The sequence below is a fragment of the Brasilonema angustatum genome (genome assembly GCF_059505445.1).
Map to the genome: position 1 here is coordinate 40,668 of NZ_JCACKO010000010.1, position 26,954 is coordinate 67,621.

The following is a 26,954-nucleotide window of genomic DNA, read 5'->3' on the forward strand; positions in this document are numbered from 1 at the left end:
TTTGCGCTTAAAAAACCCCGTACACCTTTATTGCTTCTTCCCTATTCCCTGTTCCCTGTTAAGCGTTCCCTGCCCTGACTTTGTTAGTTCACAAATAAAACCGGATTCCTATATTTGTACATACCTCAAACATGTAAGTGTCGTCATTGCCTAAGTACCTAAGCTTCTGTTCTGATTGAGCATGAAACAAAAAGATCATTTCCACTAAAAATTCTATCTAAAAGTAGATGTAATAATTTTATTCTTCTTCTTATAACCATAGAGTGTTATTTAGGATACACAGAATGTTATATAGTAAATTTGAAACGAGTCACAATTTGGATCTGGTTTTTAACAGGATATGACTGTAACCGCTTTAGCAGCCAGTAATTAGTCAGTTCAAAGGGCTTTTTGACTCGCATTGCACAAGTAAATTGAGTGTCTTTAAGTACTTGAGAAGCACAACACCATATTAAGAAGATACATTTTTTCAAAAACTAACCTTTGAAGATCTATCAAAGAAAGATGAACTCACAACCCCCACTCCCTAACAATGAATTGGATAGACTCAATGCACTGCGCCAGTACCAAATTCTTGACACTCATCCTGAAAAAGTCTTTGACGATTTAACCTTCCTAGCTGCACAAATTTGTCATACTCCAATTGCGATCATTAGCCTTGTTGATGGGAGTCGGCAGTGGTTTAAATCGAAGGTGGGTTTAACAGCACCTGAAACAAGTCGGGATCTTGCATTTTGCGCTTACACCATTTTGCAGCAAAAACCATTAATCGTCAGAAATGCGTTGGCAGACTCTAGGTTTGCAACAAACGCCTTGGTACTCGATGATCCCAATATTCGTTTCTACGCTGGCGCACCCCTGATTACACCTGAGGGATTTAGACTTGGATCGCTATGCGTCATTGATGTTATGCCTCGAGATTTGAGTCTTGAACAGGTGGAAGCACTACGGGCATTGAGTAGTCAGGTCATGGCACAATTTGAGTTGCGACGCCATGCGATAACTTTATCACATACTATTATTCAACAACAGCAGGCAGCAGAACAGCTTCGTCAGCAACAGGATTTTATTGAAGTTTTCTACCGCCGAGGAGAAGAAAAAGCTCGAAAAGGAGACTACAAAGGAGCCATTGTAGACTTTAACGAGTTCTTGAGACTTAATCCTAACGGCTTTAAGGCTTACTATAACCGAGGGCTTGCCCGTCAAAAGTTAGGAGACTACCAAGGTGCAATGATAGATTTTGATCAGTATCTGCAATTCAATCCTAACGATGTTGAAGCTCGCCAAAATCGGGGATTGCTCCGCTTTGAGTTAGGAGACTACAAAGGAGCAGTTGCAGATTACAGTAGCGCCATGCACCCTCATCCTCACAATTTGATTCCTGGTGATATGGGGTTTACTTACTCTGATGTTGACAAAAAAGAAGCAGTTGTAGAACACACCCATTATTTGGAACTCCATTCCACTGATATGGATATGGACAGTGATATCAATATCAGCCAGACTCACACTCACTCTATCTTGGAAAATAACAGTAACACATTTGAGGATAGCATCCAGTATCTGCCATTTAATTCTGACGATGCGGAGAGTTACGTTACCTTAAGTAACACCCAATATCAGCCTGAAGAAAGTACCGCTACTCTGTTACTAAGTTCTGATCAAGCCAAGTTATATATTCAACGGGGTAATGCTCGTTGTGATTTGAATGATTATAGTGGCGCGATCGAGGATTACACACAATCTTTGAAGATGAATCCTCACGATCCACAAGCATATGTCAGCCGGGGAAATGCTCGTTTTCTACTCAAAGATTACACTGGTGCAATCGATGATTATACTCAGTGCTTGTGGATAAATCCGAATGATGCTAAGACTTACATTAGCCGGGGCAATGTTTATTGTGAGTTAGAAGATTACACTGCCGCAATTAAAGATTACACTCGGTGTCTAGAATTGAATTCCAACGATGCTGAAGCTTACATCAATCGAGCTAATGCCCGCTCTCGGCTAAAAGACTATCATAGTGCAATTGAAGATTACACCTACTTTCTACAGCTCAATCCTAACGATCCTAAAGCTTATATTAGCCGAGGTAACGCTCGCTCTAAGCTTAAAGATTACAGCGGCGCAATTGAAGATTACAAAAGAGTTTGGTCAAAAGCCATTGAGCAACTACCTAAGCTTTCTAGCGAACAAATGTAAGTAGAAATTAAACTGAGAGGATTTTTCAATCGAAAAACTCTCTCAGTTTAATTTCTCACCCAAGAAAAGCTCACCAAAATGAAACAAGAGCTATTTCTGATAAAAATAGAAGTTCCTGCCGTAAATTCTTCAATAAATCTAAAGTTTTTTCGTATAAGGTGGTTTGTCCCAAGTTTGCAAAATATTTAACCGCTTTTTGTAAGTCTGGTATTGCAGTCTGTTCATAACCAAGCTCATGATAAGCTATACCCCGGTTAAAATAAGCATGAGCATCGTTAGGATTCAACTTCAGTGACTCAGTAAAATCCTGAATTGCACTTTTGTTATCTCCGCTTTTGCCACTAATACAACCTCGATTAAAGTAACCTCTATAGTCCTGAGGATTGAGACGAATTGCTAGAGAAAAGTCGTGGTTGGCTGCTTGGAAATCTTGCAACTGAAAACGAGATATCCCTCTATCATTGTAAATATCTGCAAGTAGAGGACTTGGATAAGGAGAAATTTGACTTAAGGCTGAATTATAGTTTGCTATTGCTTGTTGGTGATTTCCTAACATAGCATTCGCGATCCCTCGGTTATAGTAGGCTCGGAAATCATAGGGTTTGAGTGCGATCGCCTGACTATTATCAGCGATCGCAGCCGGATAATTTCCTTGTCTGTACTGGGCAAGTCCACGGTTCACATAAGCCTCAGCACCGTTTGGTGCATTTTTTATCGCCTGGTTGCAATCTGCTACCGCCTTCTGATAATCTTCTAATTGAAGATAAGCGAAACATCGATTACTATAAGCCGCACCAAAACTGCTCTGGCGCTCAATTGCTTGAGTGAAATCTTTAATGGCTTGCTGATAGTTGTCGTTCAGCACATTTTTGACTCCCATCTTAAAGAAGTCATCCCCTGTGACTTGGGTGCTGGCTGTAGCTGACAAGTGTATTGGTGAAATCAGCACAAAATAAGCAAGTACCACAGCAACACCAAACTCAAGCGTGAATCGAAAACAGCGATTCAAGCGATTCATAAGAATGTCTCACATTGCTAGCAGAACAAAATAGTAGGTAAGGCAAATGCCCTACCTATAAAGCTGATATTTGTACGTAGATTACTAGTACTGATTTTTACTTCCAACCATTATCAGCTTGTCCGAGCACATATGCTGCTACATCTCCAATTTGCTCAGGTTTTAAACGACCTTTGAAGGCAGGCATGGCACCTTTACCTTTTGTCACTTGGGTGATAATAGCTTCTTCTGAGTACATATCAAACTTTTGCAAAGCCTCTTTTTTTAAGGTTTTGGCACCGTTAACTAGGTTCTTTCCACCTGCATGACACTGAGCGCAATTGGCACTGAAGAGTTTAGCTCCCTTAGCAGCGTCTGCTGCAAGAGCTGGAGAATTGAAGGCAAAGGTAAAAATTACCATCACCAACAACAATACTGAAAAAATCTTTTTCATCCCGTGTTCTCCCGAGAATTGGCATATTCTTTAAGAATCACCATAATTTTGATGTTTCCAGCAGTTGTTGTCAAAAGACAGGCTGTCAAACTTAGGTACTACAAAATGACTGCCAATATCGAAAAACTTCACGAAATTTTAACTTGGATTTCAAGACGCAATGATGAAACTGTCTCTTCGGTGAAAGTCAGCCTCAGTTCCTCGATGAGTCAACGCCCAGTAAGACACTTCATTTCTATATTTAATGACGGTGGTGATGGCAATTTCAAGGGCTTGGTTTGCTGCAATGATTTTATCTAAATTGACATCCAACCCAAGTGTGAAACTGTCCGATAGATACTCAACATGAAACGGGAGTGTTGTAAAAGCTGTTTCTTCTTGCATTCCTTGACGATACGCTTCAAACCGATAGACATTCCAGTCTCCAGCTGGGGAGAGATTGAATTCCCAATACCTGTCAGAATTCTTGACACCAAGGAAGAACTCAAAGCAGGTGTCTTTCCACAGTTCGTGCTTTCGCGCTGGTGTGTCTGATGGTGTAGGAATGACAACTTCTTTTAAATCACCGAGAAGCGCGTAGTGGATAGTGAATTGATTCGCTTGTCGGGCGATATTGCCTGTAATCTTTAAATTAGGTATTGGTTCAGCAGAAGGAAAGGGTTGCAGAGAAAACGTCTGGTTGCTCATTTCAAATCCTCAATTATGTTGCGAATCGTTGTTTCCTGAGATTCGATGCTTTGGGTGAGTTGAAATTGGACAAGCGCCCTCGCAAGGTTGTGTTCTGAGTGTTTTACCTTGAAGTAGACATTCCCTGCTAAATAGTCAGTAAAAAATCTCAGTCCCAACTCAAACGCAATCAGACGGATTGCATCGTATATGTAAGCATAGTCATTCTCGGTGAGAAACGCCTTTGCCACAGAGAGATAGCCTTGTAGAATTCCCTGACACAAATCAGTATCGAAAGAAACGCTTTCCCACTGCTCGGTTTCTTCTCCGGCGAGATTGCAGCCCGATCGCAAACAATCGCCAATATCGTAATGTACCAAACCTGGCTTAACAGTGTCGAGGTCTATCACGCTGACAGCTTGCTGGGTTACAGTGTCGAACATAACGTTATTGATTTTTGGATCACCGTGCATCAGGCGCAGTGGTAGGTTACCTGTGGCTTTGGCATTTTCAAGGACATGTGCGACGTTAGTGCGATCGCTCACAAATTGTAAGCAGTAATTCACTTCCGGAGATTGGCGCGGACTAGTTTTCGCCAGAACTTCCTCGTAGTGCTTCAGGTACAGCGGCGTAATGTGGAACCCGAACAGGGTGTCAGCAAGTTTTTCCGGCGGCAAGTCGCTGATAAGATTGTGGAACATCCCCAAAGCGTAGCCAATTTCTTTGGCGTGTGAGCGATCGCGCATCGTGTCGAAAGACTGTGCACCTTCAATAAAACTGATTGCCCGCCAAAACGAGCCCTCCGGGGAGAACCTCCGGTTCCGCTGCGCTAACGCAGTCGCTTCAAGCCGGGGAACCCGTCCAACGCGCTGCTCACCGTCAGCATCTCTCCAGTGATCTTGAGCATCCTTGGTTAACAACACCCGAGGTACTTCCCAGCGACGGCTGAGACTTGCATTTTGTAGCCGTTTATGAATATGCTCAGTGAAGGTACGCATATTCTGCATGATCAGTTGTGGCTGACGAAATACCTGTGTGTTGATGCGTTGCAGAACAAAATGCTGTTCCTCTGGAGAATCTAGACTCACTAAAAAAGTATCATTAATATTACCACTTCCCAAGGATTGGACGTCCGTAACCTTCCCTTGTAGGGTAAATTGCTTGGCAATGGTAACAAGATTGTCTGTATTCTGTGTCTTGAGTTCTTCTGTCATCTTAGTCTTTAACCTGCGCGACTCCCCACGTCATTGCACGAGGCAATAGGAGATATCGTAGCTTAACTCATCCCACCGTTAAATTACTCCCTCCCCATCGTAGCGCCCCTCTGGAGCCAGATGTGCTGATAACCTAATAACTGATAGCAAATAACTGTTACAAAAATGGGGTTTCGCATCAGAACTCATGAGTGCTAAAAAGTCAATACTCATGAGCAATAACTAATGATTAAAGAAGTTTAGTCAAGGATTTTTTGGGATACCTTACTGATATAAAATCAGATTAACAGGTGTGCGAGGGATAATGTTAGCCAAAGACCGATTCTACAAAGCACTCAAAAAAGGTCTTGAGAAAGAACAGTGGGTGATCACACATGACCCTTTGAGGATTTTGTTTACTGAGGAAGATGAAATTAGAGTTGACTTGCTTTCAGAACGGCTGTTAGTAGCTGAGAAATTCGGAGAAAAGATTGCAGTACAAGTCAAAAGTTTTTTGAGTGACTCAGCATTTTTTGATTTCCATATTGCTCTGGGTCAATATTTAAATTACCGTTTAATTTTAGAATTAAATAAGACAGAATACACCTTATATTTAGGTGTTCCTATTGCTGCTTATGAGTCATTTTTTCAACATGATTTACCCAAAGCGTCAGTGAGCAAATATCAAGTCAAACTGATTGTATACGATCCAGTGGATGAGGTAATAGTCAAATGGAAAAATTAGAATTTTATCGTCAGTGTATCCAAGAACTCTTGAGAGAATACAGCAAAAGTACACTGAGTAATGACGAAATTGAGGTGCAAACAATTTTTGATACACAACACGACCATTATCAAATTGTTGATTTGGGATGGGATAAACATCGCCGCATCTACTACTGCGTTATGCATTTAGATATTAAAGACCGTAAAATCTGGATTCAACGCAACCAGACTGATAAATTGATTGCTGATGAATTGGTAGCAATGGGTGTGCGAAAGAATGATATCGTGTTGGGTTTACAACCTGTGTACGTAAGAGAGTATACGGGGTATAGTGTGTCGTAAGAGGTAAGGAAATCTTGAATAGTTATTACTCATCCGCACATTCGCACAGATGGGCGTAAACGTAACGCAGCTTAGCGCCAGTCATCGTACAAAGTTTTAACGCTTATTGATGTTGTGTGCGTTGGCGTTGAGCAATTTGCATTAATAATCGTAATGCTTCGTTGACAGACTCATCAGTTGGAAATGCTTGTGCTACGTCAGGATCAAGTAATACGAGATTATTTCCAGCTTTATAGCGTTCTGCATACTTCCCCCGAACACCACCTGTCATTTTGGAAAAGTCGTATTCAGGACGTAGCTCATCCTCAAACTCGTTTTCAGTCTCCTTCCTCATAGAATCTCCGCTCTCGCCGTGTTGCTTCTCTTGCACTGATAATCCGGATACGCTCATCTTGATCGGTATGAGAAACCAGCAGCAAGCGATCATACCTGGATAATCCGATAGTAACGTATCGACTCTCTCCTATCGAGTGATCAGGATCTGGAAATGTTATCGATAGGCGATCGCCAAATACAGTAGCGGCTTCCTGGAATGAAACGCTGTGCTTTTTAAGATTTGTGTCTGCTTTATCAGGATTCCACATTTATTTGTTGAGACATTTGTTCTTTCTCTTACACCCCTACACCCCCATACCCCTACACCCCTTTCTTGGTCAGAAGCGCTATGCTCAGCTTATGTCTTCGACTAAAATAACTTAAGAAGCTTGCTACCAAAGTGCATGGACTCTTTAAACGACGATTCCAAGTCAAGATCCCTAGAAGATTTACAATCAGGGGTAAATAATACCGAAGATGACAACATTCTGGATATGAGCGTATTATCCAGTACTATAGAACTTATAGAAAAAATTGTCACCCGAATCAGTCAATCTGCTCAAACAGGTGATCAAAGCGAAAATACTAAACACAAAAATAGTCTGACAATAAGATCCCTTGAGCTTAACTATAGTGAAAGACCAGAAATGGAAGAGACACTAGAGCTTTTGTGCGAGCAAGTAGAAAGTTTCAAGCAACTGCTGTACTACAAAGAATTAGAACTGCAAGAGATACAGCAAGAGTTGCGTGATACAAACGAGGATTTGTTAACTGCACTTAATTCACCGTGCCTAACACTTAATTCGGCGAAAAAATTAGTTAAAGAAATTTTGGTCAGTAAAAAGCCGATAATTGGTGAAACTTTAGCAACACTCCTTAGCGCTATTTATAATTCGACTGTCGAACTACAAGAGTTAGAACAGAAAGAAAAATCCAATTATTCTAAACATTTGATAAGCGCTCCAGGCAATTGTATGCGTACCAATAATAAGGTGTATGAAATTCAGAGGACAGCGGTGAGAAAGCAAGCTACTGAAAATCGGGCGAAATTTATAAAGTTGCAAGCTCAATTCATGGAAGTGGAAATTAACTTTATTGGTTCTCAAGCTCAATTCAGGCTCCGTGAGCAGAATTTTAAGCACAAACAAAAGCCGAAAACAATTGATCTGGCGGACGTTAGTCCGCCAGATCAATTGCTCGATTTTGGAGTTATAGATATTCTTTTTTATAACTAATCAACCGGACATAATATCACTCACCAACCGCACCCTCTGGAAAAATCCGACTCAAGTTCAAGAAAGCATCTTCAAACCCAGGAATTGACACTGACTGATTCGCCAAAGAAATCTGTTTACTCAGATAATTAAACTCACCTTGAATATTTTGATAAGGCTGACTGTAACGCTCTAGTTGACGAGCTTGCAAATTCACGATCCAGTAATCAGAAATTCCGGCTTCTGCATATAGCTTTAGTTTCGTTGTTTGGTCATAAGTCAATGTGGAATCGGAAATTTCGACAACAAGCAAAATATCTTCGGGATAGGGATGGTGAGCAAGATAGTCAGCCTCATCTCCTCGTGCAATCACTGCATCTGGTTCAGGCTCACTATCTGACGGGAGAATGATAGGCTCTTGACAACGCACGACAGCTCTATCGCCTAGCAATCGATCAAATTGACGGCAAAGTCGAGTTGTACAAAATGTGTGAGGTGTGCCCTTTGCAGTCATTTGGATCAGTTCTCCCCGAATCAATTCAATCCTGTCTCCCTCCGTCAGAAATCCAATTTCAATCAGTCGATGATATTCGTCGATTGTGAATCGCTTTGGTTTGACAACAGTCATGGCGTTTATTCAGATATAGCGGCTTCCACTTTAAATTTAATAAATTTAATTTCCACTCAACGCCTCAAACTGCTGCCAACACAAATACAACGCACGCGGGACGTGAAAGCAACCCTTCCATTTCCCACCTTTAAGATTTAACAACACTTCTCCACGGCGATTGAGGTATCCAAACCACTCAGCGTATTCTGGATCGGCAAAGTGCGACCAAGTGTAATCGTGGATCTTGTGATACCATTCCCGACACGCATTACGCCCTGTTAGGCGATCGCCGGAGGCGCAGCTATGCTTAACGCCCATCGTCAATGCAACCAAAGTTTCTAAATGAACCCACCACAATTTTTGATCCCATTCCAGTTGCTGTGGCGGATGACCATCTGCATCCATAAAATAATACAATCCGCCGTACTTACTATCCCAAGCAAAATTCAGGATATTTAGCACCACATCAACAGCTTGGTTAATCGTTTGAGTATCGTTGCGACGACGAGCAATGTCCATGATGAACCACATCGCTTCAATACCATGACCGGGATTTATCAGACGTCCCTCAAAACAATCAATGTGCGAACCGTCCGGAGCAACATTTTCAAACATCAATCCGCGTTCTTTGTCAAGAAAATCGCTCATCACTTCCTGAACGGTTGCAGTCAAGACGTTCTCAAGGGTTTCGCTTGGTAGTAGCCATTCCATTTCCAGAGTCAGATTGGCTAAAATCATCGGTACAGCCAGAGATTTCATCGGACGTGTACCAGGATAGGTTTTGGTATACTTGCCTTTGGGGTTATCTTGGCGGCGCAAAACATTGTTGTAAGCTTGCATAGCTACATCTTTTGCCCATTCTTCACCAGAAGCGAGGGCATATTGACTGAAAGCCATTGCTGCAAAGCAATCCGAAAAAATATTGTAAGGCTGAACCAGAGGCTTCCCTTCACGAGTTAGCGCAAAGTACCAATTTCCGTCAGCATCTCGACCATGTTGTGCGAGAAAATTCGCGCCATTGCTGGCAATTTTCAGCCAATTTTCGCGTTTTTCTAGTTGGTTGTAAAGCATGGAGAAAGTCCACACCTGACGGTTTTGCAGCCAGATAAATTTATCTGTGTCATAAACTTTCCCCTGACGATCAAGACAAGTGAAATATCCGCCTTGCTCCCAGTCAATCGAGTGTTTTTCCCAAAACGGGAGTACGTCATTGAGGAGCGCGTTTTTGTAAAGTTCAGCAAGCTCTTTAAAGTTGTGCTCCATGAATTCTGTTACTTATCCTTTTTCTAGTCAACCCAAGCTTTGAGCTTAGGGGTTAAAATTGTTTGAATTTTTTGTTGTACAGCTTCCTGACTCAAGCTAGCATCCACACGAACAATTTGCTCTGGGTGAGAGTCGGCTAAGTGTGCATATCCTTGCTGGACGCGACGATGAAAGGCTATTGTTTCTTTTTCAATGCGGTCAAGTATATCCCCGCCTCCTCGTTTTCGAGCAAGTCCCACCTCAACATCAACATCAAACCACAAAGTTAGGTCACTTTCTAACCCGGATGTCGCAATGGTGTTTAGCTGATGAATTAAATTGATATCTAAACCACGTCCCCAGCCTTGGTAGGCAATGGTAGAGTGAGTGTAGCGATCGCACAAAACAATCGCCCCATCTGTTAGGCTGGGCTTGATAACTTGTTCTACGTGTTGCGAGCGATCGGCAGCATACAAAAGTAATTCGGTTTTATCTACAATAGAGTGAGAGCCTGCTTCTAACAAAAGTTTTCGCAGATACAACCCTAACTCTGTTCCTCCTGGTTGACGAGTCACAACTACCGAAGTCTGAAAACTTTGTAACCACTCTTGCGTGAGCTGTATTTGACTAGTTTTTCCGCAACCTTCCACTCCTTCAAATACAATTAATTTACCCTTCATATTTTTTGGAATTTTTTGAAATTTTTATTATCTCATGATGACTAGCAGTTTACCTAGTCATCCTCGATATCACCCGATTGGGTGACCCAAATGGATGAAGTCTAGTTAATGACAAACATTGTATTGTTTGTATCAACGAGTAATAACAGTAGCAATAAACAAACTTAACTATGAGTAACCAACAGGAAGCAGATATTAAATTAGCATATCAAGCAGCGGCAGAAATGACATACATTGTAGCCGTTGGTTTGAGTAAAGTAATGGAAAACCAGAAAAAAAGACAACTTATTAGCAAGCGACAAAAGCGAGTGAAATCAAAACCAGAATCTTCTACCGTTGCAAGTTCTATTTAATACAGATTTTGAAATATATAGTGGTTCTGTTGTTGCACCCCACCAAGGTAGGGGCACAGCATGCTGTGCCTTGGATAAATCCTGCTCACCCGTTGGTCAACCATTATCATTCTAGATAGGTTATATCCGGCTTTTCGGCGGCATTCAAACCTAACCAAACATAACACTGTGCATCAAAAACGAGTATTTCAGTTGGCCATTTTGACTCTTGTTGACCAACGCGTGAGTAACTTTCATCAAGCCCTCTACAAACAGCTGTATTAGACTTAGATCAACTATCCGCACTAAACTGCAATCAAGATTTTGGAGATGGACTGGTTACGGGTTTAGCAGTACCAGATGCTGGTTTTGAACCCGGTTTCTGGTAATAAGCTACAACTTTTTTTACATAGTCAGCAGTGAAGCCGCTGTTGCAGCCTGTGTAGTTACCAGTCATCCACCAACAAGCAACACCACGCACAGCAGCCGTTTCATTGTTACCACTAGCAGCCAACTGCTTACTTAACTCCCGGCGTGTAATACATGAGACCACTTCGCGTGCTAACCCAGCATCACTGTCAAACTGCGCTGGTGTCACTTCCTTCTTGAGACAATTTTTTGACCAACCTTTCAGGGTTTCTGGTTTGACTCGCCATTCACTATAATATCCATCATCTTTAGTACCACTTTTCGGCGGTGCTGCTTGCCGCAGTGCTTCTACCATCGCGTTTATTTGGGTTTGCGACGCTGACGACTGTGCTTGAGCTAAAGATGAATCTGGCAAAACAAGTGAAGACAATCCAAAGCTCAGAAGGACTCCACTTAGTAGTAATCGCATTAATTTTCTCCTCACGACGTTAAACTTCTCTGTTATAGCAGAATTCGTAAAACTGAAAACTTCGAGGGTTGCATAAGTCTTTTTTAAACTTTGTTTCAACCTAGGAATCATTGCAAAAAATCTCGATATCTTAAAGAGAGGGCTTTATATAAATCAAGAAAGTCGAGATAGCAAAGCGAAAATATCATGAACTTTGCTCTGGCTTATCTTGCATTTAAACTTATTTTTTTGCAATAAGTAAAACTCTTGGTTGGAGGTGAGCACAATGACAGGAATACTTTGGTTTGTGGGTTGCTGCTTTCTTTGGCTTATTGGTATAACCCTTTTAGCAGAAATTTGGTTTTTTGAGGAAGAGCAGGAGTTTTGACGACAAATTGTGATGTTTTCTTTTACAGAAAACGGTGAAAAAGCTCCGTCCTTTCTAGTACTTCACCACAAAAACTTTCATAAACTTGTTCCCAGTCTCAGACTAAACTTGTTCCCAGTCTGAGACTGGGAATACAGTTATCGAGGCTCCGCCTCGCATTTAGCAGAACCAGAAGCTTCACACATTCAACACTCGTTTTTCTAACTTCACCTCAAAACGATCGCCTGGTTTAGGATTTATCACCTGTGTTGATAAATTGTTCTTTTCTAGTAACGAACGAAATTCCTCAATGCTTCCTTTCGTCTGAAGAAAAGAGCTAAGTAATCCTTCAAAAGTGACATCACCTCCAGCTGCAGTTGATACCATGACTTGAGGTTGCAACCACTGAGCAACTTCTAAAGCGTATTTATTCCCCTTGATAAATGCGCCAACTAAAGGTAAACCCAACTCAGTTAACGGAGTGATAACGACATCCACTGGAGGAATTTCCTTGAGTATGGGGGAATGATTTCCATGAGGTTCGTAATAAAGAGTCAAACCGCTTTCCAATTCTTTGAGGAGATAACCATTTTCCACCAAATTTAGACCAACCAGTGAGCCAGGAGTTGCTTTAATTTCAACACTTTGATTCAGGGTGAAGCTTTCCCCGTGAGCAAGTTTTGTGACTTGAGTGTAATTTAACTGCTGTACAACTTTGGTAGCATTGGGAGAAGCTACGACTGGAATATTGTGGTCAAGTTGCTTCAGCGTTGGTGGATGAGCATGGTCTTCCAAACCTTGAGATAGTAGAATTAAATCTATGTTCTCTGGTATTGGGCGTTGTTGCGATCGCGAGCCTTTGAAGAACCAATCCTGACCGCTAAAAGTTAACGAATCAACTAACCAAGGATCAAGAAGTATCCGTTGTCCGCCGATTTCAATCAGCCAAGAATTGCTGTCTAACCAAGTTAAATACATAAACTTTTGTAAAGATAACACCTAAATTTATTATGAACTAACCAAGGTAACCTATGTCCTGAAGCATTTGGACATGCTTGTGTAAAGGTGCGAGTGTATTTGCAGTCGTCATCCCACTCGCGGCGACTGCAGGTAAACCAATACCAGGAAAAGTCGAGTCTCCACAACACAAAAGCCCTGGAATAGGTGTACCAGAACCAGGAAAGAAACCTTTTCCAGCCTGAATGGCAGGACCATATGAACCTTTATGGCGTCGCAAATAGCGCTCGTGTGTCAGTGGTGTACCAACTAGTGTGACATCGCAACGCGATCGAATATCTGGAATAATTCGTTCTAAGGCTTGCCACATAACTTCTGCACGCAACTGCTTTTGTTCCGCATACTCCTCACTTTTTCGATTCATCCCTTGCCATAGTTCATAAGGTTCGTTACCAGGAGTGTAAACATGAATAACGTGCTTTCCTGGTGGTGCTAATGAGGGATCTAAAACTGAGGGAATAGACACCAATACGACGTTCTGAGGAGCAGTGACACCATTTTCCCAATTATTAACAACTATATAATGACAAGCAAGGTCCCAGCGCAATCCTTGTGCATCAATACCTAAATGGAGATGCATAAAACTATCGCACTCTGGAGTTGCTTGTCGTTCCTGAAACTTTTTTGGTAATGCTTCTTGTGGAATCAACTTGAGCGTATCCCATACCGAAGCATTAGAAATGACTGCCCGACGCGCTTTTATTTGTTTCCCACCACGCAAACGCACACCCACAGCACGCTTGCTTTCTACAAGAATTTCCTCAACATGAGCGTTCAACATCAATTCACCGCCGTGACGTTCCAGTCCCCGTACCAAGGCGTTTACTAAAGCACCACTCCCACCTATCGGATAGTCAAGCTTAACGCCCGGTCGATACCAATCTGCAAACATAAACGCCATCTCTGCGGCACTTGTTCCATCTGCTGGTAGTCCAGAAAGAAGAAAACACAGCAAGTCCAGCCAGTTGCGTATGAAAGAGTCTTTGATAACGCCGTCCATAATTCGGCTAAACGGTCCCGTGAGCTTGCCTATGTCTGCAATATGTTGGAATAAAGACGGGGCAAATCTACTCACAGTCATAATCGCGCCGACATCAAGCCGCAAGGCTGCTGGCGGTAGTGCAGTTGCAGCACGCGCCAATGGTTCCATCACACGCTGTAGTTCACGCCATTCGGCTATAGCCTCAGCACCACTAAACCGTTGTAGCACCTCACAAAACTGGTCAGTGCCAACTGAGGTGTCAAAATCTCCTTCTGGTAAACAGCAACCCCACGTATCGTAGGTGACGCAAGGTAACTCCTCACCGATTGCATCTAGTACTTGTTTGAGAGGATTAGCAGAGGGACTGTAGGATAAGCCAGAATAGAGTGATGGACCTGAGTCGAATTTGAATCCATCACGCTCAAAAGCATGTGCTGCACCACCTGGAATTGAGTGACTTTCGCAAACTGTGACATCAAAGCCATACCGTGCCAGAAGAGCTGCACAGCTTAAACCGCCAATACCACTACCAATGATGATAAAATCTATCTCTTTCTGACCTAAGATAGATGCTGTATTAGAAGAAGTTTGCTGTACCACTGAGCGTACCTTGTGCTAGTCTTGCGTCATTCAAGGATATTGTAATGCAACGTAACAATTCTTAAAACTGCACATAATGCCAAAAACCCGGTTGTTGTAACCGGGTTTTCCATAGAGATTGGGGTTATATCCCCTGCGGCTCATATAGATGTTTAGTTATAGAGGAGTCAACTAACAATATCTACAATCAGAGGTTTATCTTTTCCGGAAAATCACAATATTTTTTTTTGGCAGTAGGTTATATGCGCGTCTGGTACAGGTTCTAGGAATTGACGCTAAATTAGTGCTAGGCGTTTGAAGATATTTTTTGGCATTACAGGTGCACTATCGCCCAAGAATAGCTTTACTTCCATCAAGCAATGCATTATCGATACAAAGTTTACACACGGCGATTGTTACTAGCTACCGGGATAGGTTTACTAGCTCTACTATTATCACCACTCATATTCTACGGCTGGCGGTGTTTTCTGCGTCCCCCCCGCACGGATATGGAGCAAGTCTTGTTTCGTGGAATTGTTTACAAACGTTATCCTCTCTCGACACCACGCCCAGGAATGATCCACATTGTCACCATTGACTTAAAAACACCAGGAGTTAAACCACTTGTCACTCCAGGAGAACCAAAACCAACGGATAGAGAAACAAGCGCACGGAAAACCTCTGATTTTCTCAAAGAATTCAAGCTGCAATTAGCAATTAATGCTAGCTTTTTCCATCTTTTCCACGAAAAGTCCCCTTGGGACTACTATCCTCACAGTGGTGATCCTTCTCATCCAATAGGCGAGGCTATCTCTAATGGATATCGTTATTCACCACCCGAAGCAAATTTCCCCATGTTGTGCTTTTCTGCCCAAAATCGTGCTCAAATCTTGAAAAGTCCTAACTGTCCTGAAGGGACAATTCAAGGTGTTGCAGGGAACCAGCTTTTGGTTTATGACGGTAAGCCAATTAATGACAGTTTAGAAAATAATAAGCCGTATCCACGTGTTGCTGCTGCTGTCAATCGAGAAGGGACAAAACTGTGGCTGATTTTGGTAGACGGGAAGCAACCACTTTACAGTGAAGGAATCACAATGGCTGAATTAAGAAAAATTGTCGCCGATTTGGGGGTTCATACAGCACTAAATTTAGATGGGGGTGGATCAACGACATTGGTGATGGGAACTAATAATGGCTCAAAAATATTAAATGCTCCAATACATACCAGAGTACCAATGCGTGAGCGTCCTGTTGGTAACCATTTGGGATTTTACGCGGCTCAGTGAGTCCTACACTTTTCACTACTTCTTGCGCTAATGGGAATTCTAATTGCAAGACACTGCAAATAGAGGAAAGCTTTATGAAAAAAGATTTTGAGGGAATTGATTACACACAAGTGAAAAGTTCATCGCAAGTCGAGAGTGAAAAGCCAGATGTTGGAGTGCAAACAGACAGGAGTTTCGTTGTAAGGGAAATTGAACACTCCAACAAAGAACACATTAGATCTATAGATTTAAGTAAACTTGAAGCATTTAACGAGTGAAAGAGCCTGAACTATTGTAACTCGAAGCTTACGACAACAAACAAGGAAATCGTTACCCCACATCTAAACTACTTGAAAAGTAGGTTTTCAAATTTCCTGATCACAAACAGGGAACTCTAAGTTTGAGTGTAATCAGGAAATTTGAAAGTACTCAAAAACAGAATCCAAATTTATCCCCATCTTTTCCATCCACAGCTTTGTAGGTAGGAATAGTGGGGATTTCTTTTGTTTGATATCAAAAGTATGGTTTTCAGCAATTTAAGCAACATCCTTTGAAGCTATATTTACCAATTAAATGGATTGCCGAGTTTTTCTCAAAATCTTCGACTTCATAAGTAAATTCACTATATATGGTCTAAAATAAAACTAAAAAACTCCGATAAATGGCGAACCCTAGTAACCTCAACGACATTATTCAACGCATCCTCAACGGAACTCAAACCGATTCCGATGTTGAAGCTTTGCGTCAGTGGTTAAATAGTGGTGGTGTTCAAAATGTGGAAGTAGGAAAGTACAACGTCAATATCGGACAGGGACAAGATATTCATATAGGCGATCGCACTTACCAAGGGCTTGATGCCGAAGCGATTCGAGAAGTTGCTCGTTCTGTCCTTCAGGGTTCTAACGCCGCAGATATTCGAGAAATTGTTCGCTCTATGTTGAAAGAGGAATTTCCGAACTTGGCTCAACGAGAAAATCCTCAAAGTAGTTCGGGTAATTCTCGTACTCCTGAAGACAATTTGCAAAGTATTTTAAATAATGTACGGGTTGGCGGTCACTTATCTATCGGTCATATTACACAAATTTACGGTGCTGGAGAGGTTATTCAACCCGTCAATACATCTGAAGATTCGCCTTTGACGAATACAGGAAACTCGGTTGATGACTTGGTGCAACAAGTGCGATCGCATGGACACGACACCATCCAAAGCTTACACGGTACGATGCCGTTATGGGGAAGAGACAATTGGGTGCCTTTGGGAGAGTTATTTGTAGACGTAAATATCCTGGAGTCACTTAGCAGTAGCCGCAGGTCGGAACTGGATGATTTGTGGCAGGATTTTACAAGGGGTAATTCCGACTACCGCAGTTTGGATCGAATTGGTTTGGGTAAGAAACAGCAGCGCATGTCAGGTTTGACTGTACTGGAGCGAAATACTAACCTGATGGTGCTGGGTAAACCTGGTTCAGGAAAAACAACATATCTCCAAAGAATTGTAACCGAGTGCAATGCTGGAAAATTACAAGCACAGCGAATTCCTATTTTGATTAAGCTGCGCTATTTTGTGGACGATGGACGCAAGTATACATATAACTTGGAGCAGTTTTTGGAACAAGAGTGGGGGTTAAGAAATACAGATATAAAATTGGTGCTAAATCAGGGACGAGCATTGGTGTTGCTGGATGGGTTGGATGAGGTAACGGGAGAAGCAGGCAAGCAAATCGCCAAGGAAATCAAGCGGTTTGCCCGTGTTTATCCGCAAATGCAGGTGGTGGTAACTTGTCGGACGCAAACTCTACCAGATTTATTCGATTGGAAATCAATACGTTTTACTTGTGTGGAAGTGGCGGATTTTAATGAGGAACAGGTAAGGGCGTTTGCACAGCATTGGTTTGAGACGGTGTGTGCAGATGGGAAAGGGGAGACGCAAGCGCGGGATTTTTTGTCACAGTTGTTTCGAGAGGAAAACAAGTCGATTCGGGAACTAGCAATTACGCCGATTTTACTCAGTTTGACATGCAAGGTGTTTAATGACACAGGGAAATTTTACTCGAAGCGTTCCGAGTTATATGAGGAAGGGTTCAAGTTATTGTTGGAACAGTGGGACAAATCGCGGAATGTTCAGCGGGATGAGATTTATCGGGATTTGTCGGTGAAACGGAAGTTGGAACTTTTAAGCTTTTTGGCGGTGAAGAAGTTTGAGCAGGAAAAGTATGTGTTGTTTGAGCAGGAGGAGTTGGAGAGATATATTGCGGAGTTTTTAGGAATTGAGCGGCGGGATAGTCGAGGGGTTTTGCAGGCGATCGAGTCGCAGCATGGGTTATTGATTGAGAGGGCGCATAAGGTTTGGTCGTTTTCGCATTTGACGTTTCAAGAGTATTTGGTAGCGAAGTGGTTTGTTGAGAGTGCAAAGTGGGAAAATTTAACTAACAGTCTAATTGATTTCCATTGGAGTGAAGTTTTTCTTCTTGCAGCAGAGATGTCATCTAGTGCTGATAATTTTTTCCTAAGAATTAAATTTGCCATCGATAAATTGCCTCAATATGATACTCTACTGAATCAGTTTCTTACTTGGTTAAGTAACAAGACTTTAACTGTACTAAACGAACTAGAAACTCCTTATTCTCTAATAATTATTAGAGCTTTCTATTTTGAAAATTTTGTATTATTTGGGTTTAAGCGGCAAGGACTTATGCGTCGTGCTGGATTTCAGGATATGTATCTCAAAAATACAATGACTCTTGATAGTACGCTTATCCACTACTTTTTATCAGGGTGTTCGTGGATAGGTGGTCGTGACTACATCAGTGGAGAAGTTGAGCAAAGTGCCACTGACTTTGCCCGAACCTTTGATATTAATACTTGTAAAAATGCTTATGAGGGTAGCCTTAAGCAGTTTCTTGAAGAATTAAGAGACAGATTGCCAGTATTTGATGGAAATCTGGATAATTACTTTGATTGGTGGGCAAAAAATGGTAGCATTTGGCTTAAAAATTTATATCAAGTAATGCAATATCGAAATCTAATCTGGATTGATGGGAAAAGGTTAACAGAAGAACAAACGGAAGTTTTCAAACGTTACCACACACTAAACTGGATCATACTTGATTGTTTGAATAGTGGTTGCAATGTTAGTCAGGAAGTAAAGCAGGAAATAGAGGATACTTTACTATTACCCATTGCCGAAATCGAAAAACGCAAACAATTTGCTTCGCTATAAACAGACGCTCAAGACGGCACTTGCACCCGTTGAGCTAAATCTTGCCCAAGCCGAGTGAAGTGGCTTGGATTCAGCGTGAGTAGTATATCGACCTCAGCTTTGAGAGCAGCTTGAGCAATTAGCGCATCAAAAATTCCGCCACCCGGAAGATTTAGCCTAACCATGCAGGCGATCGCTTGTTGGTAATCATCAGCAGTGAGGGAAATTGCTTCAAACAAATGGAGGTTCTCATTGATCAACCGTTGGGCGATCACCGGAGAAATTGGCGGTTTTACAGGTAAGCGAGTCAGAACGGAATAGAGTTCAGCAAGGGTATGGGTTGAGAGGTAGCCATCAATTTCCTTTTCTTGTACCCGTTGCAACCACGGTAGACAAACACCATGCCGAGGATGGCTCACTTCAAACGCTGCTACTAATACAGATGTGTCAAACAGGGCTTTCATAATCTGCGATTAAGCCACTGAGTCGTTCTTCCCGCATTTGGTTAACAGAGGTTTCCAGATTGCCAATTGGGGTGGATTGAACGACTAAGGCAGTTCCAACCCGGTATACCTGGGGTTCAGCATTCAGTAAATTTTCAATCGCGGCTTTCAAAAACGCTTCAGGTGTTATGCCCTGTGCTGCGGCTTGAGCTATCAAACGATCTTCAATTTCTGGAGCTAATTCAAGGGTAATTGTCATAGAATCATCCAATCTCCATCGATTTAGAAAAACCGAGTCTTTGCTTAACCTCTTCCCAGTTTGTTTCTATGTTCCTATTGTAGGGGCACAGCATTGCTGTGCCCTCATACTTTACTTTATAAATTAAGCGATCGCAGTTGTTGAAAAAGCATCCTTGTCTGCTGATGCTGGGCAATTATGAACTACCGCTGCTCATGCAAAACCTGTTGCAGTGCTTCTAAAAGTCGGTCAACACTTTCCTTACGACTGTTGAAGCCCATGAGTCCGATGCGCCAAACTTGACCTGCGAGTTCGCCAAGACCACCCCCAACTTCGATATTATGTTCATTGAGCAACTGCCGTGCAACTGCTTTACCATCTACTCCTTGTGGAATCCGGACGGTGGTGAGAGTGGGTAATCGGAACTGTTTGTCAACGTGCAAACTCAGTCCAAAGTTCTCTAACCTCTCCCAAAGATACTCTACGTTCTTTTGATGGCGTTGCCAAGAATTTTCTATTCCCTCTTCGGCAATCAAGCGCAGTGCTTCTCGCAGAGCGTAGTATAAGTTAATGGGCGCTGTATGATGATAGGTGCGTTCTTCGCCCCAATACTTGCTCAACAACGTCATATCCAAATACCAGTTAGCCACCTTGGTTTGACGCCGATGCAATTTCTCGATCGCACGAGGACCTAAAGTCAATGGCGAAGCACCAGGAGGACAACCCAACCCTTTCTGGCTACAGCTATAAGCTACATCAACTCCCCACTCATCTAAAAATAAGGGAACTCCACCTAAACTCGTGACTGTATCTATCAACAGCAAACAGCCGAATTCACGACACAACTCACCAACTCCTTCCAGTGGTTGACGTGCTCCTGTGGAGGTTTCTGCATGGACAAGAGCTAAAATAGCTGGACGATGAGTTTGTAGGGCAGTTCGCAACTCATCAAGTGAGAAGACTTGTCCCCAAGGTTTTGTGATGGTTCGGACATCGGCATCATATCGAGAAGCCATGTCAACTAAGCGATTGCCAAAATACCCAGCAACACCAATCAAAACGACATCTGTTGGTTCTATTGTATTGGCGATCGCCGCTTCCATTGCTGCTGATCCTGTGCCGCTGATTGCGATCGTCCACTGATTTTTGGTTTGCCACACGTAGCGCAGCAAAGACTGAATCTCATCCATCAGTGCCAGAAAAGCTGGATCAAGATGCCCAACTGGGGAAGTATTCATCGCTTCCAGAACTGCGGGGTGGGCATTTGAGGGTCCTGGTCCCAACAGTAGGCGTGATGGTACTGTAAGGGGGGAAAGTTGTAACCGCTCGCTGTTGTCGATAGAGAGTGTTTGCATAATTATTTTTTCTACAGAACTCCGTACAGTTTATGTTAAGGGTTCGGGTGTTCCCTGTTCCCTCTTCCCTAGCGAGACTAGTAACTTCATAAACCAAACCAGATTCCTATAGCAGATTTCATTTGTTGGCTTGACATAGCATTCAAATTACGTTAAAACTTCTCAAAACTCAGTTCATTTGTTGTTACCTAAATTACTCTTGTGCAAGTGGTTCATCCAATTGGGTGAATGCGAAATTAAACTCGGGAATATAACCTGAAAGAAGAACGACTTTTTAAAATTTTGTTTGGTTGCTATCCAAATACCGGATAAACTGCCAAAGAGTCGATAATGGTCTTCCGTGATACATTTATTACTTCATGAGAAAAAGGTCAGAGTGTGAATGAAACCGTGAAAGCACTGCAAACACCAAATTCCCAACAAGGAACTTTACCCCTGCTGGAAAAAATTGCTGCCAATTTGCCAGGAATGATTTTTCAATTCCTGAAGCTGCAGGATGGATCTCAGTTTGTGATATATGCCAGTTCTGGGTGTAGAGAACTGTTTGAATTGGAACCAGAAGTGCTGCTTCAGGACTTTCAAGTACTCAACAAACTGACTCATCCTCAGGATATCAAAGCGTTTGAAGAATCTATTGCTGCTTGTTGTGCTACGGGAGAACCTTGGCATTGGGAGGGTCGCATCATCACTCCTAGTGGTAAACTCAAGTGGATTCAAGGTACTTCTCGCGCCGAAAAACAACCACATGGAGACATGATTTGGGATGGTTTGCTCATCGATATTACAGATCGCAAATTGGCGGAGGAAAAATTACGAGAAAGTGAAGCACGCTATAAGGCGATTTTAAATGCTATCCCTGATTTAATGTTTCGCATAAGTCGCGATGGCAAGTATCTCGATTTTAAAGGTGAGGGAGCAAATGTCACTATTCCCAGACATGAAATTGTTGGGAAAACTTTGCAGGAATTATTACCTCCAGATGTTGCTTTAAAAAGCCAAGAGGCTATTGCCAAGGCTTTGGATTCAAAAACTTTACAAACCTGTGAATATCAACTGCCAACGCCTTTGGGAATCAGAAATTATGAGGCGCGATTGGTTGTCAGCGGACAAGATGAAGTTGTGGCAATTGTACGGGATATTACAGAACGCAAACAAACAGAAGTCACTTTGAGAAATTTGGCTCAAAAGTTTGCGACAGTTTTTCATTGTAGTCCTAATCCGATCTCGATCAGCACTCTTGCAGAAGGACGCTACATAGAAGTTAATGATAGTTTTGTCAAACAGTCGGGTTATGAACGAGAGGAAGTTCTTGATCGCACTGATTTTGATTTACATATTTGGGTGAATCGGAGCGATCGCACCACTGTGTTACAAGAATTGCAAAAACATGGGGTTGTTCGCAACATGGAATTTGAATTCCGCCGCAAGTCCGGTGAAACACGCACTGGACTGTTCTGTGCCGAAGTCATTCATTTAGATGGCATCCCCTGCTTATTATCAGTGAATCACGACATCAGCGAACGCAAAAAAGCAGAGCTTGCCTTACGCGAGTCGGAGGAAAAGTTTTCTAAAGCTTTTTGTTCGAGTCCTAACTCAATGACTATCGTGACTCTTAAGGATGGACGCTACGTTGAAGTTAACGATGCTTTTGTCCAAATCACTGGCTTTACCAGAGAAGAAGTGATTGGTCGTACCCGCAGTGAGTTAAATATGTGGGTCAATCTTCCTGACGATACCATACAAACGTTACAAGAGCAAGGGTTGATTCGCAATTGTGAAACAGAATTTTACACAAAGTCTGGTGAACTCAGAGTGGTGCTGTTCTCAGCCGAGGTGATTACTTTGGGTGGAGAAGCTTGTATGCTTTGTGTGACCAATGATATAACAGAACGCAAGCAGGCGGAAGAATTACTGCGGCTGTCTTCAAAACGCGATCGCCTCTTGACTCAAACACTATCGCGAATTCGTCAATCGCTGAATCTAGACCAAATTCTGCAAACGACTGTTAACGAAGTTCGGCAATTTTTAGAAGCGGATCGAGTTTTTATTGTTTTAAATGATACGAATCTTTACTCAGGAATCTTTGCTGAATCAGTAGATCCCAAATATCCATCAGTCCTGAATTGGAAAAATGAGGATAAAACTCTTATAGAAGAACTGAAAACAATCTTGAGAAGCAACCGGGTGCGTATAGTTGAGGATACCACAAAAATATCAGCATCTGCGAAATTAAAAAGGCTGTACAAACAATTTCAAATCAGAGCTAACTTAGCTGTACCGATTATGCAAGGTAAGGAATTGTTTGGCGCGTTGATTGCGAACCAATGCAGCAAACCACGCCATTGGAGTGCGATAGAAATTGACTTGCTCCAGCAGATGTCTGAACAAGTGGCGATCGCCATTCAGCAAGCACAGCTTTATCAAAAACTAGAGCAATTTAACACGAATTTGGAGCGTCAAGTAGAAGAGCGTACTGCACAGCTACAGCAGAAAATGCTGGAACTTCAAGAATTAAACAGCGTCAAAGATGTTGTTTTGCACACCGTTTCCCATGAACTGCGGACTTCAGTGATGGGTAATTTGATGGTATTGAATAATTTACTCAATAGAGGACAACAGGAGGACACCTCTGTGCGCAAGTCCACGACTTTGAGGGGAATAAACAAGGGACTCAGGGGAGGACACCCAGAAGTTGATGGGAGTATCCCAAGACTTGGAAACCACGCCTCCGTACTCAAGTTTCCTCGGTTGAGGGGAATGTTTATAGACAAAAAGCACTCTTTGTGCATTTCCCCAACTTCCACCCTGACTGCATTCTCTATCCCAGTATCTGGCTCAATTATTGAGCGGATGATTCAAGGGAACGATCGCCAACTGGAAATGATAGAATCACTGCTGGAACTACATTCAAGCGAAGCACAGGGGATTGTCCTCCATCGTGAGGTAGTTTCTTTTCACTCATTGATTGATAAAATTATTAAAGATTTGCAGCCAATGCTGACACAGCAAAAATCAAGTGTGAAAAATTTGGTTGCAGACGATTTACCATCAGTGATTGTCGATCCAGCTCAACTGCAAAAGGTTTTTGTCAACTTATTAACTTATAGTTGGCAACACAATCCACCAGGAGTCAAGTTTACCCTAAAAGCCACAGTTGAGACAGGAAGGATTCGCTTACAGATTCAAGATGACGGCGTGAGTATGAGCAAATTCGAGTGCGATCGCCTTTTCGATTTGTATGTACGCGCACCGCAAGCCCCATGTTCCACAAGAATTGGCTTAAAAATGTATCTTTGTCGGCAAATTATTAAAGCACACGGTGGTGAAATTGGCGTCTGTTGTAATCGGAAACGCGGTTTAACCTTTTACTTCACATTACCTCTAGCAATCTCGTCTTAAGATAATAAGTATCTGATTGACTTATTTGGAATTTATGAGGTGATGAATACAGATCATCCGCAGTCCAAGTTACATAAGAGGGTGCGATGCCAAAAATGAAGAAGGCAAAAGCTTTCCTTGCTGTGGGAAGATTTGGTCAGAGGTTAAAGGCGACTGTCTTTAGAACAGCACAAAACTGTTGGAAAAAAGCTTCTGTCTTCACCAGTTCTCTACCTAGTTATAACATTGCATCGGATTACGAAGCTTGGCGCGATCGCTTTTTATGGCAGAGATTACATCTGGCGTTGTGGGTTGCGATCGTCTTAGTCTTGACTTTTGCCTTCCGAGATATTTACGATGCCTTATTTCACCTCAAGGAGTTGGCACAAATTCCCAAGGAAGCCAAACGCCTTTTTTTTGTCCTGTATGCTGCGATGGTGCTGAGTTTATTGAGCTGTTTGGCTATCCATAAAACTCAATTCGGTCGTCGTTATCCAGGGTTTGTGTTTCTTGGCTTAGGCTGGTCGATAACTATTGTCGAGCAAATTTGGGCAACACTCAACAATTTCGCTCTACCAGATATTTTCGCTTGGTTCGTGATGTTCCTCAGCCAAGCCACCCTCATCCCGGTACGCTTTCCTTTGCATCTTGTGTCTCAGTTGGGTGTACTGATATATTATTTTGGCGTGAATACAGCACTGGGACTCAAGCAACCGCCACCGGACAGTAATAAGCCAATTTACAGTGTGACGATGAGCTTAGCTCTGTTTTGGTTCTGTTTTATTTGTAATTTTGGCGTTTATCTGTATGACCGTTTGCAACGTTCTGAATTTTTTGCCCACAAAGAACTAGAAACAGCATATCAGAAACTAGGAGCTACAGAAGAAAAATACCGCAGCATTTTTGAAAACGCAGTCGAAGGGATTTTCCAAAGTACACCAGATGGACATTACATTACGGCAAATCCGGCGCTAGCACGTATTTATGGATATTCTTTTCCAGAAGAACTCACCGCAAACTTGACTGATATTGAACATCAAGTGTATGTTGCTCCCAATCGTCGTACAGAGTTCATGCGCTTAATTGAAGAGCATGGCAGCGTGTCCGAATTTGAATCTCAAATATATCGCAAAGACGGCAGTATTGTCTGGATTTCCGAAAAAGCATACGCCGTGCGTGATCAAAACGGAAAACTTCTTTACTACGAAGGAGTGATTTCAGATATTACTAAGCGCAAGCAAGTGGAAGAAGCGCTACAGGAACAATTAAATTTTTTACAAGTATTAGTTAATACTATCCCAACCCCAGTATTCTATCAGAATGCTCAAGGTTTATATGTTGGGTGTAATAAAGCTTTTGAAGAAGACTTAGGTTTGAGTCAAAAGCAGATTCTGGGGAAGACAGTGTATGAAATTGCACCAGAAGAGTTAGCTGAGAAATACTATCAAGCGGATAAAGAACTCTTAGAACAAGGGGGAGTTCAAACTTCTGAAGGCTCTGTTATTTATAAGGATAACACAAAACATGATGTCATATTTTATAAAGCAACTTTTTCCAAAGCAGATGGAACCCTTGGCGGTTTGGTGGGAGTGATTTTGGACATCAGCCAACGCAAACGGACTGAGGAAGCATTACGAGTCTTTTTCCATGCAGTTTCCCATGACTTACGCAACCCAGTATTGGGAACTTTGATGGTGCTGAAAAATTTGCTTTCTCATCCAGAAGAAAAAATATTGCTGACTCGCTCAATTTTAGAGCGGATGGTGCAAAGTAGCGATCGCCAATTGAACTTAATTAACTCATTGATGGAAGCTCATGTTAGCGAAGTACAAGGTATTGTTTTGCAACGCCAAACTCTACAATTGCACATAGTGGTGGAAGCTGCGATTGCAGATTTAGAGCCAATGTTGAAAGAAAATCAAGCTTTCCTGACAAATTTAGTTTCACCTGATTTACCGTCAGTCAATGCCGATTCTACACAATTGTGGCGAGTGTATTCTAACTTAATTGTTAATGCTATTAAACATAATCCCCCTGGATTAAATATTACCCTTGATGCGATCGTTGAGGGTGATAAGATATGTTGCACTGTTGCTGATAACGGTGCTGGTATGAGTCAGCAGCAGAGTCAGCATCTATTTGATCTTTATTTTCGGGGTAGTAATGTTCGCAATTCTTTAAGTTTAGGATTGGGGTTGTATCTGTGTCGGCAAATTATTACAGCACACGGTGGGGAAATTGGTGTGAAAAGTGATTTGAGAAAAGGGGCAACTTTTTGGTTTACTTTGCCGCTAAACGATAGTGTCAAGTCTGCTGAATGACAGTAGTCTTACGTTAT

25 protein-coding genes are annotated in these 26,954 nt (G+C 42.2%); 10 read left to right on the forward strand and 15 right to left on the reverse strand.

Annotated elements, in window-relative coordinates; translation table 11 throughout:
• Window positions 1-504: 504 nt before the first annotated feature.
• Entirely contained in the window at window positions 505-2,205 is a 1,701-nt protein-coding gene (locus AC5JM2_RS02360) for a tetratricopeptide repeat protein (protein ID WP_495833308.1), read from the forward strand.
• A 70-nt stretch (window positions 2,206-2,275) separates the two neighbouring features.
• On the opposite strand, the gene AC5JM2_RS02365 is transcribed toward AC5JM2_RS02360, so the two are convergent.
• The 4 genes from AC5JM2_RS02365 to AC5JM2_RS02380 form a co-directional block, all read right to left on the reverse strand.
• Window positions 2,276-3,214, reverse strand: a complete 939-nt coding sequence (locus AC5JM2_RS02365) for a tetratricopeptide repeat protein (protein ID WP_495833336.1) — start codon at window positions 3,212-3,214, stop codon at window positions 2,276-2,278.
• Window positions 3,215-3,320: 106 nt separating this feature from the next.
• Complete coding sequence (gene petJ, locus AC5JM2_RS02370) at window positions 3,321-3,656, reverse strand: cytochrome c6 PetJ (RefSeq protein WP_495833309.1); 336 nt, start codon at window positions 3,654-3,656, stop codon at window positions 3,321-3,323.
• Between the two features lie 150 nt (window positions 3,657-3,806).
• Window positions 3,807-4,343: a DOMON-like domain-containing protein gene (locus tag AC5JM2_RS02375; RefSeq protein ID WP_495833310.1), complete on the reverse strand. Its 537-nt coding sequence runs from the start codon at window positions 4,341-4,343 to the stop codon at window positions 3,807-3,809.
• Entirely contained in the window at window positions 4,340-5,536 is a 1,197-nt protein-coding gene (locus AC5JM2_RS02380) for a phosphotransferase enzyme family protein (protein ID WP_495833311.1), read from the reverse strand. Before AC5JM2_RS02380 ends, AC5JM2_RS02375 begins: the two co-directional genes overlap by 4 nt.
• Before the next feature lie 304 nt (window positions 5,537-5,840).
• Between AC5JM2_RS02380 and AC5JM2_RS02385 the strand changes: the two genes are divergently transcribed.
• Complete coding sequence (locus AC5JM2_RS02385; RefSeq protein ID WP_169267472.1) at window positions 5,841-6,260, forward strand: element excision factor XisH family protein; 420 nt, start codon at window positions 5,841-5,843, stop codon at window positions 6,258-6,260.
• Window positions 6,248-6,583, forward strand: coding sequence for a XisI protein (locus AC5JM2_RS02390; protein WP_495833312.1), 336 nt, complete (start codon window positions 6,248-6,250; stop codon window positions 6,581-6,583). The genes AC5JM2_RS02385 and AC5JM2_RS02390 overlap by 13 nt, the downstream gene beginning before the upstream one ends.
• A gap of 103 nt (window positions 6,584-6,686) precedes the next feature.
• On the opposite strand, the gene AC5JM2_RS02395 is transcribed toward AC5JM2_RS02390, so the two are convergent.
• Window positions 6,687-6,917, reverse strand: coding sequence for a hypothetical protein (locus AC5JM2_RS02395; RefSeq protein WP_169267470.1), 231 nt, complete (start codon window positions 6,915-6,917; stop codon window positions 6,687-6,689).
• Window positions 6,901-7,167, reverse strand: coding sequence for a BrnT family toxin (locus AC5JM2_RS02400; RefSeq protein ID WP_495833313.1), 267 nt, complete (start codon window positions 7,165-7,167; stop codon window positions 6,901-6,903). Before AC5JM2_RS02400 ends, AC5JM2_RS02395 begins: the two co-directional genes overlap by 17 nt.
• 135 nt (window positions 7,168-7,302) lie before the next feature.
• On the opposite strand from AC5JM2_RS02400, the gene AC5JM2_RS02405 reads away from it, so the two are divergent.
• Window positions 7,303-8,133, forward strand: coding sequence for a hypothetical protein (locus AC5JM2_RS02405; RefSeq protein ID WP_495833314.1), 831 nt, complete (start codon window positions 7,303-7,305; stop codon window positions 8,131-8,133).
• A 16-nt stretch (window positions 8,134-8,149) separates the two neighbouring features.
• Here AC5JM2_RS02405 and AC5JM2_RS02410 read toward each other — a convergent pair whose 3' ends face one another.
• The 3 genes from AC5JM2_RS02410 to tmk are packed head-to-tail and all read right to left on the reverse strand — an operon-like array spanning window position 8,150 to window position 10,644.
• Window positions 8,150-8,740 carry a Uma2 family endonuclease gene (locus tag AC5JM2_RS02410; RefSeq protein WP_495833315.1) on the reverse strand — a complete coding sequence of 197 codons (591 nt, stop codon included), beginning with the start codon at window positions 8,738-8,740 and terminating at the stop codon, window positions 8,150-8,152.
• Between the two features lie 45 nt (window positions 8,741-8,785).
• Window positions 8,786-9,985: a n-acyl-d-glucosamine 2-epimerase gene (locus AC5JM2_RS02415; protein WP_495833316.1), complete on the reverse strand. Its 1,200-nt coding sequence runs from the start codon at window positions 9,983-9,985 to the stop codon at window positions 8,786-8,788.
• Between the two features lie 23 nt (window positions 9,986-10,008).
• Window positions 10,009-10,644, reverse strand: coding sequence for a dTMP kinase (gene tmk / locus AC5JM2_RS02420; protein WP_495833317.1), 636 nt, complete (start codon window positions 10,642-10,644; stop codon window positions 10,009-10,011).
• A gap of 170 nt (window positions 10,645-10,814) precedes the next feature.
• Here tmk and AC5JM2_RS02425 point away from each other — a divergent pair, with 170 nt between their 5' ends.
• Window positions 10,815-10,997, forward strand: a complete 183-nt coding sequence (locus tag AC5JM2_RS02425; RefSeq protein ID WP_495833318.1) for a hypothetical protein — start codon at window positions 10,815-10,817, stop codon at window positions 10,995-10,997.
• Between the two features lie 295 nt (window positions 10,998-11,292).
• Here AC5JM2_RS02425 and AC5JM2_RS02430 read toward each other — a convergent pair whose 3' ends face one another.
• The 3 genes from AC5JM2_RS02430 to AC5JM2_RS02440 form a co-directional block, all read right to left on the reverse strand.
• A complete protein-coding gene (locus AC5JM2_RS02430) occupies window positions 11,293-11,814 on the reverse strand; it encodes a hypothetical protein (RefSeq protein ID WP_495833319.1) in 522 nt (173 codons plus the stop codon).
• A 544-nt stretch (window positions 11,815-12,358) separates the two neighbouring features.
• Window positions 12,359-13,138 (reverse strand): MBL fold metallo-hydrolase, encoded by a 780-nt coding sequence (locus AC5JM2_RS02435; protein WP_495833320.1) that lies wholly within the window; start codon window positions 13,136-13,138, stop codon window positions 12,359-12,361.
• Window positions 13,139-13,175: 37 nt separating this feature from the next.
• Entirely contained in the window at window positions 13,176-14,759 is a 1,584-nt protein-coding gene (locus AC5JM2_RS02440) for a phytoene desaturase family protein (protein WP_495833321.1), read from the reverse strand.
• Between the two features lie 359 nt (window positions 14,760-15,118).
• On the opposite strand from AC5JM2_RS02440, the gene AC5JM2_RS02445 reads away from it, so the two are divergent.
• The 3 genes from AC5JM2_RS02445 (at window position 15,119) to AC5JM2_RS02455 (ending at window position 19,223) form a co-directional block, all read left to right on the forward strand.
• Entirely contained in the window at window positions 15,119-16,024 is a 906-nt protein-coding gene (locus AC5JM2_RS02445; RefSeq protein ID WP_495833322.1) for a phosphodiester glycosidase family protein, read from the forward strand.
• A gap of 74 nt (window positions 16,025-16,098) precedes the next feature.
• Window positions 16,099-16,281, forward strand: coding sequence for a hypothetical protein (locus AC5JM2_RS02450; RefSeq protein ID WP_495833323.1), 183 nt, complete (start codon window positions 16,099-16,101; stop codon window positions 16,279-16,281).
• Between the two features lie 383 nt (window positions 16,282-16,664).
• Entirely contained in the window at window positions 16,665-19,223 is a 2,559-nt protein-coding gene (locus tag AC5JM2_RS02455; RefSeq protein WP_495833324.1) for an NACHT C-terminal helical domain 2-containing protein, read from the forward strand.
• Between the two features lie 8 nt (window positions 19,224-19,231).
• Here the strand turns inward: AC5JM2_RS02455 and AC5JM2_RS02460 are convergent, their stop codons facing one another.
• From AC5JM2_RS02460 to AC5JM2_RS02470, 3 genes are all read right to left on the reverse strand, one after another.
• Complete coding sequence (locus tag AC5JM2_RS02460; protein WP_495833325.1) at window positions 19,232-19,666, reverse strand: type II toxin-antitoxin system VapC family toxin; 435 nt, start codon at window positions 19,664-19,666, stop codon at window positions 19,232-19,234.
• On the reverse strand, window positions 19,650-19,904 hold the full coding sequence (locus AC5JM2_RS02465) for a CopG family transcriptional regulator (protein ID WP_495833326.1): 255 nt from the start codon (window positions 19,902-19,904) through the stop codon (window positions 19,650-19,652). Before AC5JM2_RS02465 ends, AC5JM2_RS02460 begins: the two co-directional genes overlap by 17 nt.
• Window positions 19,905-20,086: 182 nt before the next feature.
• Window positions 20,087-21,241, reverse strand: a complete 1,155-nt coding sequence (locus AC5JM2_RS02470; protein WP_495833337.1) for an alanine--glyoxylate aminotransferase family protein — start codon at window positions 21,239-21,241, stop codon at window positions 20,087-20,089.
• A gap of 375 nt (window positions 21,242-21,616) precedes the next feature.
• Between AC5JM2_RS02470 and AC5JM2_RS02475 the strand changes: the two genes are divergently transcribed.
• Window positions 21,617-24,637 carry a sensor histidine kinase gene (locus AC5JM2_RS02475; protein ID WP_495833327.1) on the forward strand — a complete coding sequence of 1,007 codons (3,021 nt, stop codon included), beginning with the start codon at window positions 21,617-21,619 and terminating at the stop codon, window positions 24,635-24,637.
• A gap of 95 nt (window positions 24,638-24,732) precedes the next feature.
• Window positions 24,733-26,937, forward strand: coding sequence for a PAS domain S-box protein (locus tag AC5JM2_RS02480; protein ID WP_495833338.1), 2,205 nt, complete (start codon window positions 24,733-24,735; stop codon window positions 26,935-26,937).
• Window positions 26,938-26,954: the final 17 nt, after the last annotated feature.